This is a genomic window from Streptomyces caeni (assembly GCF_042678285.1).
GTDB classification, from domain to species: Bacteria; Actinomycetota; Actinomycetes; order Streptomycetales; family Streptomycetaceae; genus Streptomyces; species Streptomyces caeni.
Window position 1 is genome coordinate 21,297 of record NZ_JBHUDX010000026.1, and the last position, 13,561, is coordinate 34,857.

A 13,561-nucleotide genomic window follows, 5' to 3' on the forward strand; every position below is an offset into this window, starting at 1 on the left:
CGACGAGCGCCCGGCCCGGCAGGGAGCCGGCCGCTCGATTGCGGGCGGCAGGTGGAGCGCCGGTCCTCATGCGGTGTTCACCAGCTGGTTCCGGCCGCCACCGACAGGTGGTCACTGCCGGTGGCCGGCAGCACCCACGAGCTCTCCGGCTTCACACCGCGGACCAGGATCTGGTCGATACCCACCACCGGGAACTTCGCCGACCGGCGGAGGCCGAAGCCGTTCCCGGCCGAGCCCTGGGCCGAGCGCAGCTACGAGGTGATGCCGGCGAACGCGCGGTCGTCCATGGTGCTGTTCAGGCCGCCGAGCAGCACCACCCGCTCACTCTGCTCGGCGGCGATGGCCTTGCCGAGCGACCGCGCGGCTCTGTCCCGTGAGTCCGTCCAGAAGCCTGCCCCGGGATTCACCCGTGCGGCCCCCAAGTGGGCCACATACACCGCCAGCGGACCCTGGTGCGTGGCCACCGTGGTGCGCAGCGCCCGGGTGCAGGACATCTTGACGCCGACCGGATCGGTGTCCGCCAGCGGCCCGTGGTCCAGGCCGTCGCACCGGAGCGCCCGATGCCGACCGCGTCCCCTTTCATATGAGGAGACGTCACCGCGGTGGCCACCCGTCGGGCGGCCTCGTCTTCGGACCCGAACTTGGCGACCGCCTGGCGAAGAAGCCCCGTTGCGGCCTGGCGGAGGGCCTTGAGCGGATCTGGATCGAGGTCGGCCACAGCCGGAATCGCGTTGTCGAGGGCGGTCACGCCGGCGGGGACGACACCGAATCCGGCTACCGGGCCGCAAAGACGGGTTCCGCGAGCTCGCCGACGCCTTCGGCGCGGTGCTCACTCGGTTCGAAGCGCACGTCGCCGAGCAGCGGGGATTCGCATGCCAACGCTTCTCACGAGTTGCGCACCCCGCCGGCGATCTCGAAGGCGCTTGTCGGCGTGGCCCGCACCGATCCGAGCCACGACGCCCGCGAAGTCATCGACGGCCTCCACGCCGTCAGCACCCGAGCTGGGTCCGCGGGTGAAGGGCAGACCGGTTGGACGGTGTAGTCCATGAGCCGCGACCGGCCGGCGCCACGACCGTGCGTTATTTCGCCTCAGCTGAGCCGCCCGGTGCGTTGCTTTCGGCGGGCCCTGCGCAGGCGAGGCATCGGGACGACCCCCTGCGCCAGTACCCGGATCCCGGGAGGGCGGCCCGGCCACCGGCCGGTCCGCCCTCCCGGGGGCGACCGCTCTTACAGAGAGGACGCGCTGGCGGCGGTCCCCCGGGGAGGGCGTTCAGGCGTCCTGCGGGCTGCCCATCACGCGGACGAAGCCCGACGGGTCGGTGTCGTAGCCGTGGATGCCCGGGAGGTAGGCCCACTCGCCCGAGGCGTCGCGCACGAACTCGGCCACGGTCGCCGCCGTCGCGCCCGGGACGCCGCCGAAGTCGTCCTCGGCCAGGACCGTGTAGCCCTCGCGCAGGCGCAGCCCGGGGTTCAGGACGCCGACGAACGTCTTGCGGCCGCTGCGCTGCTGGATGACGACGCCGGCCACCACGCGCGCGTACCCGCTGTCGAGCCGATGGAGTTCGAGGGTCATGACCTCGTCCCAGCCGAACCCCTTGCCGTCCACGCTGTCGCGGTTCAGGTAGATCGTGCCGTCGGGGGAGCGCTTGTCGAAGTGCACGGCATAGGCCGGATCCCCGTACGGATCTTCCGCCCGGTAGGTCGCGGCCACGATGTCGAGGTCGGTGGGCGGCTGCCCGGCCGGACTGGGGTCCCATTTCACCGCCAGTTCCACCTTGCGGATGCCCTTGTTGAGACCGCTCACCCCATCCCCTCCCCGTTGTCATGTGCCCTCTGTACGAACTTCCTTGCCATGAGGGCCAGTTGTCCATTGTGCCTCCTGCGCGGGGGCGCTCGCGCGGGTGCACTCCACCGGAGCGTGACCAACGCCACGCACGGGGGCCTTACGATGGCGCGGTGCTGGTCAAGTGGATTCGCTGCACCGTGGTGGACCGCCGCGGTTTCGAGCGGGGGCAGCGGAAGTGGGCGGGGCTTCCGGGGGAGCCGGGCTTCCGGGGACAGGGCGGGGGCTGGAGCCGGGTGAGGCCCGGTGTGGCGCACATCTTCGCGTTCTGGGAGAGCCGTGCGTTCTACGACTCGTTCATGGCGCGTTCCCACGACCGGCTGGCCGCGTCGCAGTCGGGCACATTCAAGGACCAGCAGGTCAGGCTCTTCGACCACCGGTTCGACGTGAAGACCGGATTCGAGCCGCGCTTCACGGACGCCGACCTGGTCCGCGTGGCGCACTGCCGGGTCCATGAGGAGCGGGCCGAGCACTTCGCGCTGATGCAGGAGAAGGTCTGGAACCCGGCCATGGCCGGCTCACCGGGCATGGTCCGCGGACTGTTCGGCGAGGCACCGGGCCATGAGTTCATGATCCTCTCGATGTGGCAGTCGGCCGCCGAGCACGGCAAGTACCGCGAGGAGCGTGTGGAGCGCCTGGCCCTGAGGGCGCAGACGGAGGCGGACGTCGCGGCGCTCACGGGCGACATCGTGGATCTGGAGCCCACCTGGATCGTGTGAGTCCGAAAACCGGATGGAGCCGGTGGGGAGCGGTTCAAGTGTGACCTGCGCCGTATGGGCGTCCCTCGAGTGCTCGTTCGGGCGTCACCCGATCTAGGGTTTTGGCATGGCAAGACCACGGCGCATCGTCCTTGTCCGGCACGGCGAGTCGGTGGGCAACGCCGATGACTCCGTGTACGAACGCGAACCCGACCACGCCCTGCCGCTCACCGAGAGGGGATGGCGGCAGGCGGAGGAGACGGGAAAACGACTGCGGGAGCTCTTCGGCCGGGAGTGCGTCAGCGTGTACGTCTCCCCGTACCGCCGTACCCATGAGACGCTCCACGCCTTTCACCTGGACCCCGGGCTCGTCCGGGTCCGGGAGGAGCCCCGGCTGCGCGAGCAGGACTGGGGCAACTGGCAGGACCGCGACGACGTACAGCTCCAGAAGGCGTACCGCGACGCGTACGGGCACTTCTTCTACCGTTTCGCCCAGGGTGAGTCCGGCGCCGACGTGTACGACCGGGTGGGCGGCTTCCTGGAGAGCCTGTTCCGCAGCTTCGAGGCCCCGGACCACCCGCCGAACGTGCTCCTGGTGACCCACGGCCTGGCCATGCGGCTGTTCTGCATGCGCTGGTTCCACTGGACCGTCGCGGAGTTCGAATCGCTCTCGAACCCCGGGAACGGCGAGACGCGCATGCTCGTCCTCGGGGAGGACGGCAAGTACAGCCTCGACCGACCGTTCGAGCGCTGGCGCGACCCGGAGCCCTACTGGATCGCTGGATAGAGTGGCAGGGCGATGACCAGTGACTTCTCCTCCACCGGCCGCCTGGGGCGCGCCCTGGCCGTCCTGCGCGGGCTGGCGGTGGGGGACGCGCTCGGCGCACGGTTTCTCGCGCCCGCGAGCCATGCGCTCCTCACGCGCCGCGAGCTGCCGCCGCGCCTCTGGCAGTGGACGGACGACACGGAGATGGCCTGCTCCGTCGTGGCCGTCCTGGCCGCGCACCATCGCGTCGACCAGGATGTGCTCGCCCGCTCCCTCGCCGAGCACCACGATGCGCAGCGCGGCTACGAGCCCCCGATCGACCGCCTCCTCGCGAGTGTCCACCGGGGCGGCGACTGGCGCGAGCAGGCCGCGGCCCTGTTCAAGGGCCACGGATCGTGGGGCAACGGCGCGGCGGTGCGCACCGTCCCTCTGGGCGCCTGGTACGCCGACGACCCGGAGCACGCCACGTATCAGGCGGAGATCTCCGCGTACCCCACCCACCAGCATCGCGAGGCCGTGGTCGGCGCCATGGCGGTCGCCGCGGCGGCGGCCCTCGTCGCGGACCCCGTCGGCCCGCCCAGCCCAGGGGCACTCCTCGACGGCGTCGTCGCGCTCATCCCGAAGAGCGCCGTCGGAGCGGGGCTGCGCCGGGCGCGAGACATGCTCGACTACGGCGACACGGGGACCGTCGCGGCGGTCCTCGGCTGCGGACGGCGCCGGACGGCGCACGACACGGTGCCGTTCGCTCTCTGGTCGGCGGCGCGCGCCCTCGGTGACTACGAACAGGGCTTCTGGACGACCGCACGGGCCGGTGGTGACGTGTCCACGACCTGCGCCATCGTCGGCGGAGTGATCGCCTCGGGGAAGGCAGGGGCGCCCCCGGCGGAATGGCTGGAGCGGACGGAGCCCCTGCCGGACTGGGTGTCGCCGTCGGCGTAGGCGGTGGGTACGGCAGCGGCGCCTGGCGCGGCCGTACCGCGGACGGCCGGAGCGCGGCCCCCCGTGACGTGACCGGTGATGTGACGGGCACGGCGGGCGTCGTGTCGCGGGCGTCCCCGCCGACGCCCTCGCCGTCGGTCTCCACGAGGGCTCTCGGGCGGCCGGCCCCTGCCTCCGGTCGATGGACCGGAGACAGGGGCGGGACGGCATCCTCAGCCGCCGGCCGGTCCCGCCGTGCCGGACAGCGCCTCCAGGTCGCTCCTGCGGACCCGGATGACCACCGCGGCCGTGATCAGCGCGAGTGCGGCCATCGCGGCGGCCGGGACGAACGCCGTCGAGATGCCCTGGGCGAGGACCTCGTGGCCCCAGGGGGCCGGCAGTTGGTGGGCCCTGGCGAACTCCGCCTTCTGCTCGGCCGTGCCGTTCGCCAGGAACTTCGGTATCTGCTTGTCGGCCTCGTTCCGGCTGGCCGTTCCGAAGACCGTGGTCAGGATGGACAGGCCGAGCGATCCGCCCACCTGCTGGGTGGTGTTCAGCAGACCCGACGCCGCACCCGCCTCGTGCTGGGCGACGCCCGAGACCGCGGTGAGCGTGAGCGTCACGAAGTTCAGGCCCATGCCGAAGCCGAACACCAGCATCGGGCCGAGCACTCCTTTGACGTAGGAGCTGTCGGGTGCGATGAACGTCAGCCAGCCGAGCCCGAGCACGACCAGGGTCGTCCCGACCAGCATGAACGGTTTGGGGCCGAGGATCGGCAGGAACCGCTGCGACAGTCCGGCGCCGGTCACGATCGCGACCGTCACCGGCAGGAAGGCCACGCCGGCCGAGATCGGGCTGTATCCCAGCACGTTCTGCACGAAGAGCACGATGTAGAAGAACATGCCGAACATCGCCGCTGCCAGGCTCAGCATGATCACGTACGTGCCGGACCGGTTGCGGTCGGCGAACATGCGCAGCGGCGTGATCGGCTCCTTGGCCCGCGTCTCGATGAAGGCGAACGCCAGCAGCAGCACCACGGCCGCACCGAAGGACCCGATCGTGACACTGTCGCGCCAGCCCTCTCCGGCGGCGCGGATGAAGCCGTACACGAGGGACGCCATGCCGGTCGTCGACGTGAGCGCGCCCGCGATGTCGAAGCGCCTGGGATGGCGTTCGGACTCGTTGATGTACCGGGGGGTGAGCGAGGCGATCAGCACACCGATGGGCACGTTGACGAAGAGGACCCAGCGCCAGTCGAGCCACTCCGTGAGCATGCCGCCGGCCAGCAGACCGATCGCGCCGCCACCGGCCGAAACGGCGGCGAAGACTCCGAAGGCCCGGTTGCGCTCCGGGCCTTCGGGGAAGGTGGTGGTGATGAGCGCCAGCGAGGTGGGCGACGCGATCGCGCCACCCATGCCCTGCAAGGCGCGCGCGGCGAGCAACTGCCAGGGTTCCTGGGCGAGTCCCCCGAGCAGCGAGGCGAAGGTGAACAGCAGGATGCCCGTCATGAAGACCCGGCGCCGGCCGAGGATGTCGCCGGCCCGGCCGCCGAGAAGCAGCAGGCCACCGAAGGTGAGCGTGTACGCGCTGACCACCCATGTCAGGTCGGTCGTGCTGAACTTCAGCGCGTCTTGAATGTGCGGGAGGGCGATGTTCACAATCGTCGCATCGAGTACCACCATGAGTTGGCAGGCCACGATGACGGTGAGCGCGATGCTGGGATGCCCCTCCCGGCGTGCGGCTCCCGGCTTCTGTTCCTGGATCAACGGAGAGGTTGTCACTATGGGTCCCCCACAAGTGTGTTAGTGAACGCTCGCGTTCACTGTCGCGTCAAACGGTAGTGAGTCCCCTTCAGTGAACGCAAGCGTTCACTGGTTTCGTTGCCGTGCGGCTCCGCTCGACCGCTCACCGCCTTCCCTGCAAACCCCCCGCTTCCCCATGCCCAACGGAGATACACAGATGGGTACTTCGTCCCCGACGGCCCCCTCCGCGCAGTCGGCTTCCCTGCGTCGGCGCGGTGCCGTGCTCGAGCGCGCGATCCTTGACGCCGCGCTGGAGCAACTCAGTACGGTCGGGTGGAACGGCCTCACGATGGAGGGTGTCGCCGCCGGCGCCCAGACCGGCAAGGCCGCGGTCTACCGTCGCTGGCAGTCCAAGGAGGATCTTGTCGCGGACGCGCTGCAGGCCGGCCTGCCGCGCTTCGACGAGGCGCCCGACCTCGGAGGTGTGCGGGAGGACCTGCTCGCGCTGTGCCGGCGGGCGCGCGAGGCAATGTACTCGCGCCCCGGGTTCGCGCTTCGCTCAGTGATTCACGAATGCGACACCGTGCAGGCCGAGCGCTTCCACGGCGTGATCTACCAGGGAGTCGTGGAGCCCACCATAAAGCTGCTGCGAGAAGTCATCGACCGTGGGATCCGGCGGGGGGAGGTACGCTGCGGCGCCGCAAACAGATACGTCTACGACGTCATCCCGGCGATGATGATGTACCGCTCGAAAATGTGCGGAAGTGAATGGAGCGACCAGGAAATCGAGGAGATGGTCGACCAGCTGATGATCCCGCTGCTTCGGCCGTAGCGAGGCTCGTCCGGGGTTCGAAGGTCCCGGACGACGCGGGCTGGGCGGCGAGCGGCCCAGCCCGGGAACGGGCGTCGCGGGCGGCGCCGCAGGGTGTGCCGTTGCCCCGGGGAACCGGGGTGTCGCACGGTCATCCCGGCGGCGTACGCTAGGGGCGCCATGCCGTACGAACCCCCTACCCACACCGTCGAGCGCTCCCTGCGCGCAACGACCGGAGCGAAGGTCGTCGCCGGTGTCGACGAGGTGGGGCGCGGTGCGTGGGCCGGACCCGTCACCGTCTGCGCGGCGGTCACGGGCCTGCGCCGACCGCCCGAAGGCCTCACCGACTCCAAGCTGCTCACCGTCAAGCGGCGCACCGAGCTCGCCGGGCAACTGGAGAACTGGGTGACGGCCTACAGGCTCGGTCATGCCTCCCCCGAGGAGATTGACGACCTCGGGATGACGGCCGCGCTGCGGCTCGCCGCGGTGCGTGCCCTGGAGGCGTTGCCCGTCCGGCCCGACGCGGTCATCCTCGACGGGAAGCACGACTACCTGGGGGCGCCCTGGAAGGTCCGTACGGTGATCAAGGGCGACCAGTCGTGCGTGGTGGTCGCGGCGGCCTCGGTGATCGCCAAGGTCCACCGCGACAAAATGATGGCCGAACTGGGTATCGACCATGCAGACTTCGGTTTTGCGGCCAACGCCGGGTATCCGTCACCTGTGCACAAGGCCGCGCTGGAGGAGCGGGGCCCCACCCCGTACCACCGCTTGTCGTGGGCGTATCTTGATGCGCTGCCCCAGTGGCGGCACCTCAAGAAGGTCCGCAACTGGGCGGACGGAAGCGTGCCGGAAATCGAGGGCCAGCTCGGCTTCGACTTCTGACCGGTTCCGGTCGCACTCGTGTGCCACCCGCCGACGCGCGTCGCACCGGCGTTTGATAAACATCAGCTATGCCTCTCATTCCCGAGGAGCCTCAGATTCACGAGAGTGCCCAGGGTCCCCGCGCCACTCCGGCCAGCGGCCGTACCGCGCCGACCCCTCGTCCCGTACCCGGCCCGCGCCCCGCGGCCCCCGCGCGCCCCGGCCGCCCGGGGCCCCGGCCGATGCCGGCCCAGCGCACCACGCGCGAACCGGCCACGCCCAAGCCCGGTCCGTCCGCTCCCTCCGCGACCCCGCAGATCCAGCTCATCCCGGCCTCGCTCGAGGGTGCCCTGGACGCCGCCGAGGAAGCCGTCGACCTGCTGCTGGAGTCCGGCCGTGCCCCGGGTGACGTGCTGGTGATCACCACCGGCGCGCCGCACCCATGGGCCGCGCACGAACTGTCCTTCGGTGAGGCCGCCTACTGGGCGCAGCACGACGCCGGCGACGACATCTTCTATGCCGATGCCTCCGTCGCGTCCCGTGCCGCCGCCCGCTCGGTGGTCGTGGTCGCTGTCAATGGCGGCCCGGACGCCACCGTCGCCGCCACGCTTCCGCTGGCGCTCGCCAGGGCCGGTGCCCTGCTGATCGTCTGCGGCGACCCCCAGCAGATCAACTCGGTGCTCGGCGCGGGCGTCTGAGCGATCCGGACCAGGTCCGGATCGCTCAGACGCCCGCTGCGCCGGAGGCCCTGTCCGGCTGTGCGGTCCGGGCACCGACAGCCGATGTGGGTGCCGCCGCGGCGGCACCGGTACGGCGGTCGCTTCCGCGTGCCCTTCCACGAGGCGGCCGGCCCGGTTCCGGTGCCTCGGGGCGCGCGGACGCGGCTGCTCGGCTTCCCGGCCGAGCGTCCATGAACGCACGGCGCCTGCGCGGGACCGCCAGGGCGACGGCGTCGGCGTGCCCGCGCCGCGTTCGCCCCGGATCCTGCTCCTGCCGTGCGGCGCTGCCATGACGTGCGCCGTCGTACGTCGCTGAATCACGGCCTCCCGCGCGAGAAGGCACTGCGTCGCTGAGCCGGCGATGACGCCGCTCCGTTCAGCGGGCGGCGGCCCGGCGCAGTACCTCGGAGGTCACGCCCCCCGTGCGAGGCTGAGGCGGCGGAGCGCCTGCCAGGCCGAACGCCTCCGGCGGCGAGTCCGCGTTGGGGCGGCGTCCGCCTCGGCCCTCGCCCAGTACCTGCCAGCCTTCACGCGTCAGCGTGATGTACGCACCGCAGCGCAGCCCGTGCAGCGTGCACGCATCGCGCAGGCCCCACATCCACGCTCCGTCCTCCTCCGTCCACCGTGTGTCGCCCTCTCGGCAGTAGAGCAGCACGGCCGTCCGCACGGGGGTACGGCGCCGCAGGTCGTGCGGGATGACCCGGCGCAGTTGGGCGAGCAGCGCGTTGCGCAGCACCCAGCCGTCCGCCGGCGCCGGACGCCGGGTGAACGAGGCGCTCGCCCGCAGCCGTTCGTCCGGATCCAGGACGGCCACGATGGCGGTGGAAGGCCGCGGCCGGTGCCGGGAGTGCAGTCCGCTCACGATGTCCCGGGGATTGCGCAGCAGTGGGATTCCCGCGGCGGCCCATTCCGCGGGCTCGAGCATCCGGGCCATGGGATTGGCAGACACGGCGGACGATTCGGCGGAGGCCGACATGGATGCCGCTGAGGACGGAGCGAATCCGAAGGTCACGATCCTCCCTTCGGCTACGCGCCCACACTGCGGGCGGGGTCTGACTTGGGGGAGCCCACACCGCAGAGAGCCCTACCGGATCACGGACGAGCCGCGCGGGGAGCGGAACTCAATTGTTCCCGCCGAACTGGAATGCGGCAACGAGCAATTGGTGCTGCCGACCGGTTCCTGGTGATGCGTGACCTATATCCCCTGCCGTCACTGCCCAGTGTGTTCCCCGGGAACGGACGGGTCACGCCTGCACGGCGAGGACCAGCGGCAACACCCCCTCCGCTCCGGCACGTCGGAGTATGCGGGCGGCCACCGCCAGCGTCCAGCCCGTCTCCGTCGCGTCGTCCACGAGCAGCACCGGACCGTGCGTCTCCCGGAGGGCTGAGGCCAGCGCGGGCGGCACGGTCAGCGCCCCGTCGAGTGCCTTCAGTCGCTGCGCGCTGTTGCTTCTGGGTACCCGCGGTACATCGCCCGCGTACTCCACGGACCCCAGCAGCGGCAGCCGTCCGACCTCGGAGACACGCGCCCCCAGGGTCTGGATCAGCCGCGGACGGCTGTGCGAGGCCATGGTGACCACGCCGACCGGACGCGGCTGGGCACCGGGCTCGCCGGAGGCCCAGCCGCCAGGTCCCTTCGCCCAGTCGGTCAGCACGCCGACCACGGCCCGCGCGACATCGTCCGGCACGGGCCCGTCCGGGCTCTGGGGCGCGAGCAGCGGCCGCAACCGGTTGCCCCAGCCGATGTCCGAGAGCCGTCCGAGGGCCCGCCCCGGCGCCGCCTGTTCCCCGCCCGGGATGCGCCCCTTCAGATCCACACCTATCGCCGGCAGGCCCGTCGGCCACATCTTCCGCGGCTCGACCTCGACGCCCGCGCGGCCCAGTTCACCCCGTGCCGCGTCCAGGGCGGCGGGGGAGACAGAGTCCGTGAACCGCGGTCCGGCACAGATGTCGCAGCGCCCACAGGGAGCCGCTGCCTCGTCGTCCAGCTGCCGCCGCAGGAACTCCATCCGGCACCCTGTCGTCGTCACGTAGTCGCGCATCGCCTGCTGCTCGGCCTCCCTCTGCTTGGCCACCCAGGCGTACCGCTCGGCGTCGTACGTCCACGGAGCCCCCGTCGCGATCCAGCCGCCCTGGACACGGCGCACCGCCCCGTCCACGTCGAGAACCTTGAGCATCGTCTCCAGCCGGGACCGGCGCAGTTCGACCAGTGGTTCGAGGGCGGGCAGCGACAGGGGGCGGCCCGCCTCGGCCAGGGCCTCCAGAGTGCGCCGCACCTGCTCCTCGGGAGGAAACGCGATCGAGGCGAAGTAGTCCCAGATCGCCTGGTCCTCTCTGCCCGGCAACAGCAGCACCTCCGCGTGTTTCACACCGCGGCCCGCGCGTCCCACCTGCTGGTAGTAGGCGATCGGGGACGAGGGCGAGCCGAGGTGCACCACGAAACCGAGGTCCGGCTTGTCGAAACCCATGCCGAGGGCGGACGTGGCGACCAGGGCCTTGACCCGGTTGGCCAGCAAGTCCTCCTCGGCCTGCCGGCGGTCCGCGTTCTCCGTCTTCCCGGTGTAGGAGGCCACGGTGTGCCCGCACTGCCGGAGGAACGCGGTGACCTCCTCGGCGGCCGCCACCGTGAGGGTGTAGACGATCCCGGACCCGGGCAGCTCACCGAGGTGATCGGCGAGCCAGGCCAACCGGTGGGCGGCGTCCGGAAGCCGGAGCACGCCGAGCCTCAGGCTCTCCCGGTCCAGAGATCCGCGCAGAACCAGAGCGTCCGCCCCCACCCCGGTACCGAGCTGCTCCGCCACGTCGGCCGTCACGCGTGCGTTGGCCGTGGCCGTCGTCGCCAGGACGGGCACGCCGGACGGGAGGTCCGCGAGCATCGTGCGCAGCCGCCGGTAGTCGGGGCGGAAGTCATGGCCCCAGTCCGAGATGCAGTGAGCCTCGTCGACCACGAGCAGACCGGTCGTGGCCGTCAGCCGGGGGAGCACCCGGTCGCGGAAGTCAGGGTTGTTGAGCCGTTCCGGGCTCACCAGCAGTACGTCCACCTCACCCGCGGCCACCTCGGCCCGGACGGTCTCCCACTCCTCCGTGTTGGACGAGTTGATGGTCCGCGCGTGGATACCGGCGCGGGCGGCGGCTTCGACCTGATTGCGCATGAGGGCGAGCAGCGGCGAGACGATGACAGTGGGACCCGCGCCGCGCTCGCGCAGCAGCGCGGTCGCGACGAAGTACACCGCCGACTTGCCCCAGCCCGTGCGCTGGACGACCAGGGCTCTGCGCCGGTCCGCCACCAGGGCTTGGATGGCACGCCACTGGTCCTCGCGCAGCCGCGCACCGCCCGCTCGCGCGCCGACGAGCCGGGCGAGCAGGGCGTCGGCCGCGGCGCGCAGGCCGTCGGCCACGGCCGCGGCGCTCGGGTTCCCGGCCGGGGCAGGCAGGTCCCCGGACGCGGCGTGCGGGCCGTCCGCTGTGGCGCGCGGAACCTCCGGCGGGACGGGCAGGCCCTGTGCGGTGGCGCGCGGATCCTCCGCGGCGATGGGCCTGGTGTCGTCCGTCGTGGGGCGCGGATGTTCATCGGTCATGGCGTCCATGCAACCCGATCGGCCGGACATCGTGCGAGCGGGCCCCGTGACCTGTGGAGAACTCCTGGCGTGCTCATGGCCGGGGTTGTCCACAGGCCAAGCGGAATTCCAAGATCCGCGAGATGGTCACGGCATGACGAACCACGACGAAGCGGCCGGCTCCTCCGGCATCGGTGACACGGGCGGATCCGCGCCCGACAGCAGTGAGCCCACGGCGCGCGGCGGACACGATCCCTCCGCAGAACTCCGTGATGAGCCCCAGGTCACGCTGCGCACGCCGACCGAGCTGGCAGACGCCCTGCCCTACCTTCTCGGCTACCGCCCCGAGGACAGCATCGTGCTGGTCGCGCTGCACGACCGGGAAAAGCGGGGGAGGTTCGGCGGGCGCGCACGACTCGGCATCCCCGCCCACCCCGGCGACTGGCCGTCGGTGGCCGAGCAGCTGGCGCACGGGCTGGTGACCGGCAGCGAGCGCAGAGGCTTCCGGCCGGAGCACATGGTCGCCTACCTCGTACAGGAACCGGCGAACGGCGAGACAGGACGCGACGTGATGGAGCGTCTGCGGCCACTCGCCCAGCTGCTGCGCACGGCATGCGGTCGCCTCGACGTTCCCGTGGTGGAGGCTCTCTGCATCTCCGACGGCCGCTTCTGGTCGTACTGCTGCCCGAGCCCGGGGTGCTGTCCACCCGAAGGACGGCCGATGGGCCTGCCCGGCACCTCAGTCCTGGCCGCGGCCGCGACCTACGCCGGCCTTCAAGTGCGCGGCAGTCTCAAGGAGTTCAGGGCGAGACTCACGCCCCGGGAAACGCCGGCCGCTCTCGGCCAGGAGGCCGCGCTGGACGCCGCGAGCCTGGCACTCGTTCCGAGGATCCTGGGCGACCGTACCCGCGAGGAGGTCGCCGCGGCAACGCTCGAACTGGCGGAGCGCGTCATGGCGCGCTTCGCCGAGGCCCCAACCGTGTCCGGCATCCTGCCGGCGGACCTCCGCGACGACGACCTGCTCGCACACGACGAGGCCGCGGCTTTGATCCTCGGCCTCCAGGACCGCACGACCCGCGACCGGGCCGCGGAGTGGATGGAAGGCGCGGAGGCCCCCCTGGCCCTGAGACTGTGGCGCGCCCTGGCCCGCTGCTGCGTCGCCTCCTACGGCGAGCACGCCGCCGCGCCCCTGACGCTCGCCGGGTGGGTCGCCTGGTCGACGGGAGACGAGCTCGAAGCCCGCGAAGCCTTCGCCATGGCCCTGGGCGCCGACCCGGACTACCTCTTCGCCCGCCTTCTGCACCAGGCGTGCAACGAGGGCCTGGACCCGGAGACCGTCCGCCGCTGCCTGCGGTCGGAGAGGGCCGGCCGCGCGACGAAGGAGTCCGAGGAGGCGACCGAGACGAAGGAGTCCAAGGAGGCGACCGGGGCGGAGGAGACGATGGAGGGGGCGGTCACGACGCCGTCGGGTGGCACGTCGCTGCCGTTTGGCACCTCCCGGCCGCCCCGTGGCTCGGGGCGCGGCGCGGACCCGGAGCGCCTTGGGGGACACGACGGACCTGCGGCGGCGCGTTTGACGAGCGGCGGCAACCGGCCGCCGCGCCGTTCCCCCGGCATCCCCACGGCGGCCGAGGCGCGTCACCGGC

General features: G+C 71.7%; 11 protein-coding genes and 2 pseudogenes. 8 read left to right on the plus strand and 5 right to left on the minus strand.

Annotated features, from left to right (window positions below; genetic code table 11):
• Positions 1–77 precede the first annotated feature (77 nt).
• Positions 78–536, minus strand: a pseudogene (locus tag ACFSL4_RS10410) (endonuclease/exonuclease/phosphatase family protein); the annotation flags it as partial.
• A 226-nt stretch (positions 537–762) separates the two neighbouring features.
• Here ACFSL4_RS10410 and ACFSL4_RS10415 point away from each other — a divergent pair.
• Positions 763–1,003 (plus strand): annotated as a pseudogene (locus tag ACFSL4_RS10415) (two-component sensor histidine kinase); the annotation flags it as partial.
• 267 nt (positions 1,004–1,270) lie between these two features.
• On the opposite strand, the gene ACFSL4_RS10420 reads toward ACFSL4_RS10415, so the two are convergent.
• Positions 1,271–1,804: a TerD family protein gene (locus tag ACFSL4_RS10420; protein WP_381080905.1), complete on the minus strand. Its 534-nt coding sequence runs from the start codon at positions 1,802–1,804 to the stop codon at positions 1,271–1,273.
• A gap of 152 nt (positions 1,805–1,956) precedes the next feature.
• Between ACFSL4_RS10420 and ACFSL4_RS10425 the strand changes: the two genes are divergently transcribed.
• The 3 genes from ACFSL4_RS10425 to ACFSL4_RS10435 all read left to right on the plus strand — a co-directional run bounded on the left by ACFSL4_RS10425 (position 1,957) and on the right by ACFSL4_RS10435 (position 4,246).
• Positions 1,957–2,562: a YdbC family protein gene (locus ACFSL4_RS10425; protein WP_381080907.1), complete on the plus strand. Its 606-nt coding sequence runs from the start codon at positions 1,957–1,959 to the stop codon at positions 2,560–2,562.
• A gap of 106 nt (positions 2,563–2,668) precedes the next feature.
• Positions 2,669–3,328: a histidine phosphatase family protein gene (locus tag ACFSL4_RS10430; protein ID WP_381080909.1), complete on the plus strand. Its 660-nt coding sequence runs from the start codon at positions 2,669–2,671 to the stop codon at positions 3,326–3,328.
• A 12-nt stretch (positions 3,329–3,340) separates the two neighbouring features.
• On the plus strand, positions 3,341–4,246 hold the full coding sequence (locus tag ACFSL4_RS10435; protein ID WP_381080911.1) for an ADP-ribosylglycohydrolase family protein: 906 nt from the start codon (positions 3,341–3,343) through the stop codon (positions 4,244–4,246).
• Between the two features lie 212 nt (positions 4,247–4,458).
• Here ACFSL4_RS10435 and ACFSL4_RS10440 read toward each other — a convergent pair whose 3' ends face one another.
• The gene (locus ACFSL4_RS10440; RefSeq protein ID WP_381080913.1) at positions 4,459–6,006 is read right to left on the minus strand and encodes an MFS transporter; all 1,548 of its coding nucleotides are present in this window, start codon (positions 6,004–6,006) and stop codon (positions 4,459–4,461) included.
• 178 nt (positions 6,007–6,184) lie between these two features.
• On the opposite strand from ACFSL4_RS10440, the gene ACFSL4_RS10445 reads away from it, so the two are divergent.
• The 3 genes from ACFSL4_RS10445 to ACFSL4_RS10455 all read left to right on the plus strand — a co-directional run bounded on the left by ACFSL4_RS10445 (position 6,185) and on the right by ACFSL4_RS10455 (position 8,337).
• Positions 6,185–6,799, plus strand: coding sequence for a TetR/AcrR family transcriptional regulator (locus tag ACFSL4_RS10445; protein WP_381080915.1), 615 nt, complete (start codon positions 6,185–6,187; stop codon positions 6,797–6,799).
• A 159-nt stretch (positions 6,800–6,958) separates the two neighbouring features.
• Complete coding sequence (locus ACFSL4_RS10450; protein WP_381080917.1) at positions 6,959–7,660, plus strand: ribonuclease HII; 702 nt, start codon at positions 6,959–6,961, stop codon at positions 7,658–7,660.
• A gap of 68 nt (positions 7,661–7,728) precedes the next feature.
• Entirely contained in the window at positions 7,729–8,337 is a 609-nt protein-coding gene (locus ACFSL4_RS10455) for a hypothetical protein (RefSeq protein ID WP_381080919.1), read from the plus strand.
• A gap of 397 nt (positions 8,338–8,734) precedes the next feature.
• On the opposite strand, the gene ACFSL4_RS10460 is transcribed toward ACFSL4_RS10455, so the two are convergent.
• A complete protein-coding gene (locus tag ACFSL4_RS10460; RefSeq protein ID WP_381080921.1) occupies positions 8,735–9,370 on the minus strand; it encodes a hypothetical protein in 636 nt (211 codons plus the stop codon).
• 232 nt (positions 9,371–9,602) lie between these two features.
• Positions 9,603–11,936 carry a RecQ family ATP-dependent DNA helicase gene (locus ACFSL4_RS10465; RefSeq protein ID WP_381080923.1) on the minus strand — a complete coding sequence of 778 codons (2,334 nt, stop codon included), beginning with the start codon at positions 11,934–11,936 and terminating at the stop codon, positions 9,603–9,605.
• A gap of 133 nt (positions 11,937–12,069) precedes the next feature.
• Here ACFSL4_RS10465 and ACFSL4_RS10470 point away from each other — a divergent pair.
• On the plus strand, positions 12,070–13,561 hold a 1,492-nt coding region (locus ACFSL4_RS10470; protein WP_381080925.1), incomplete at its 3' end, for a DUF4192 domain-containing protein.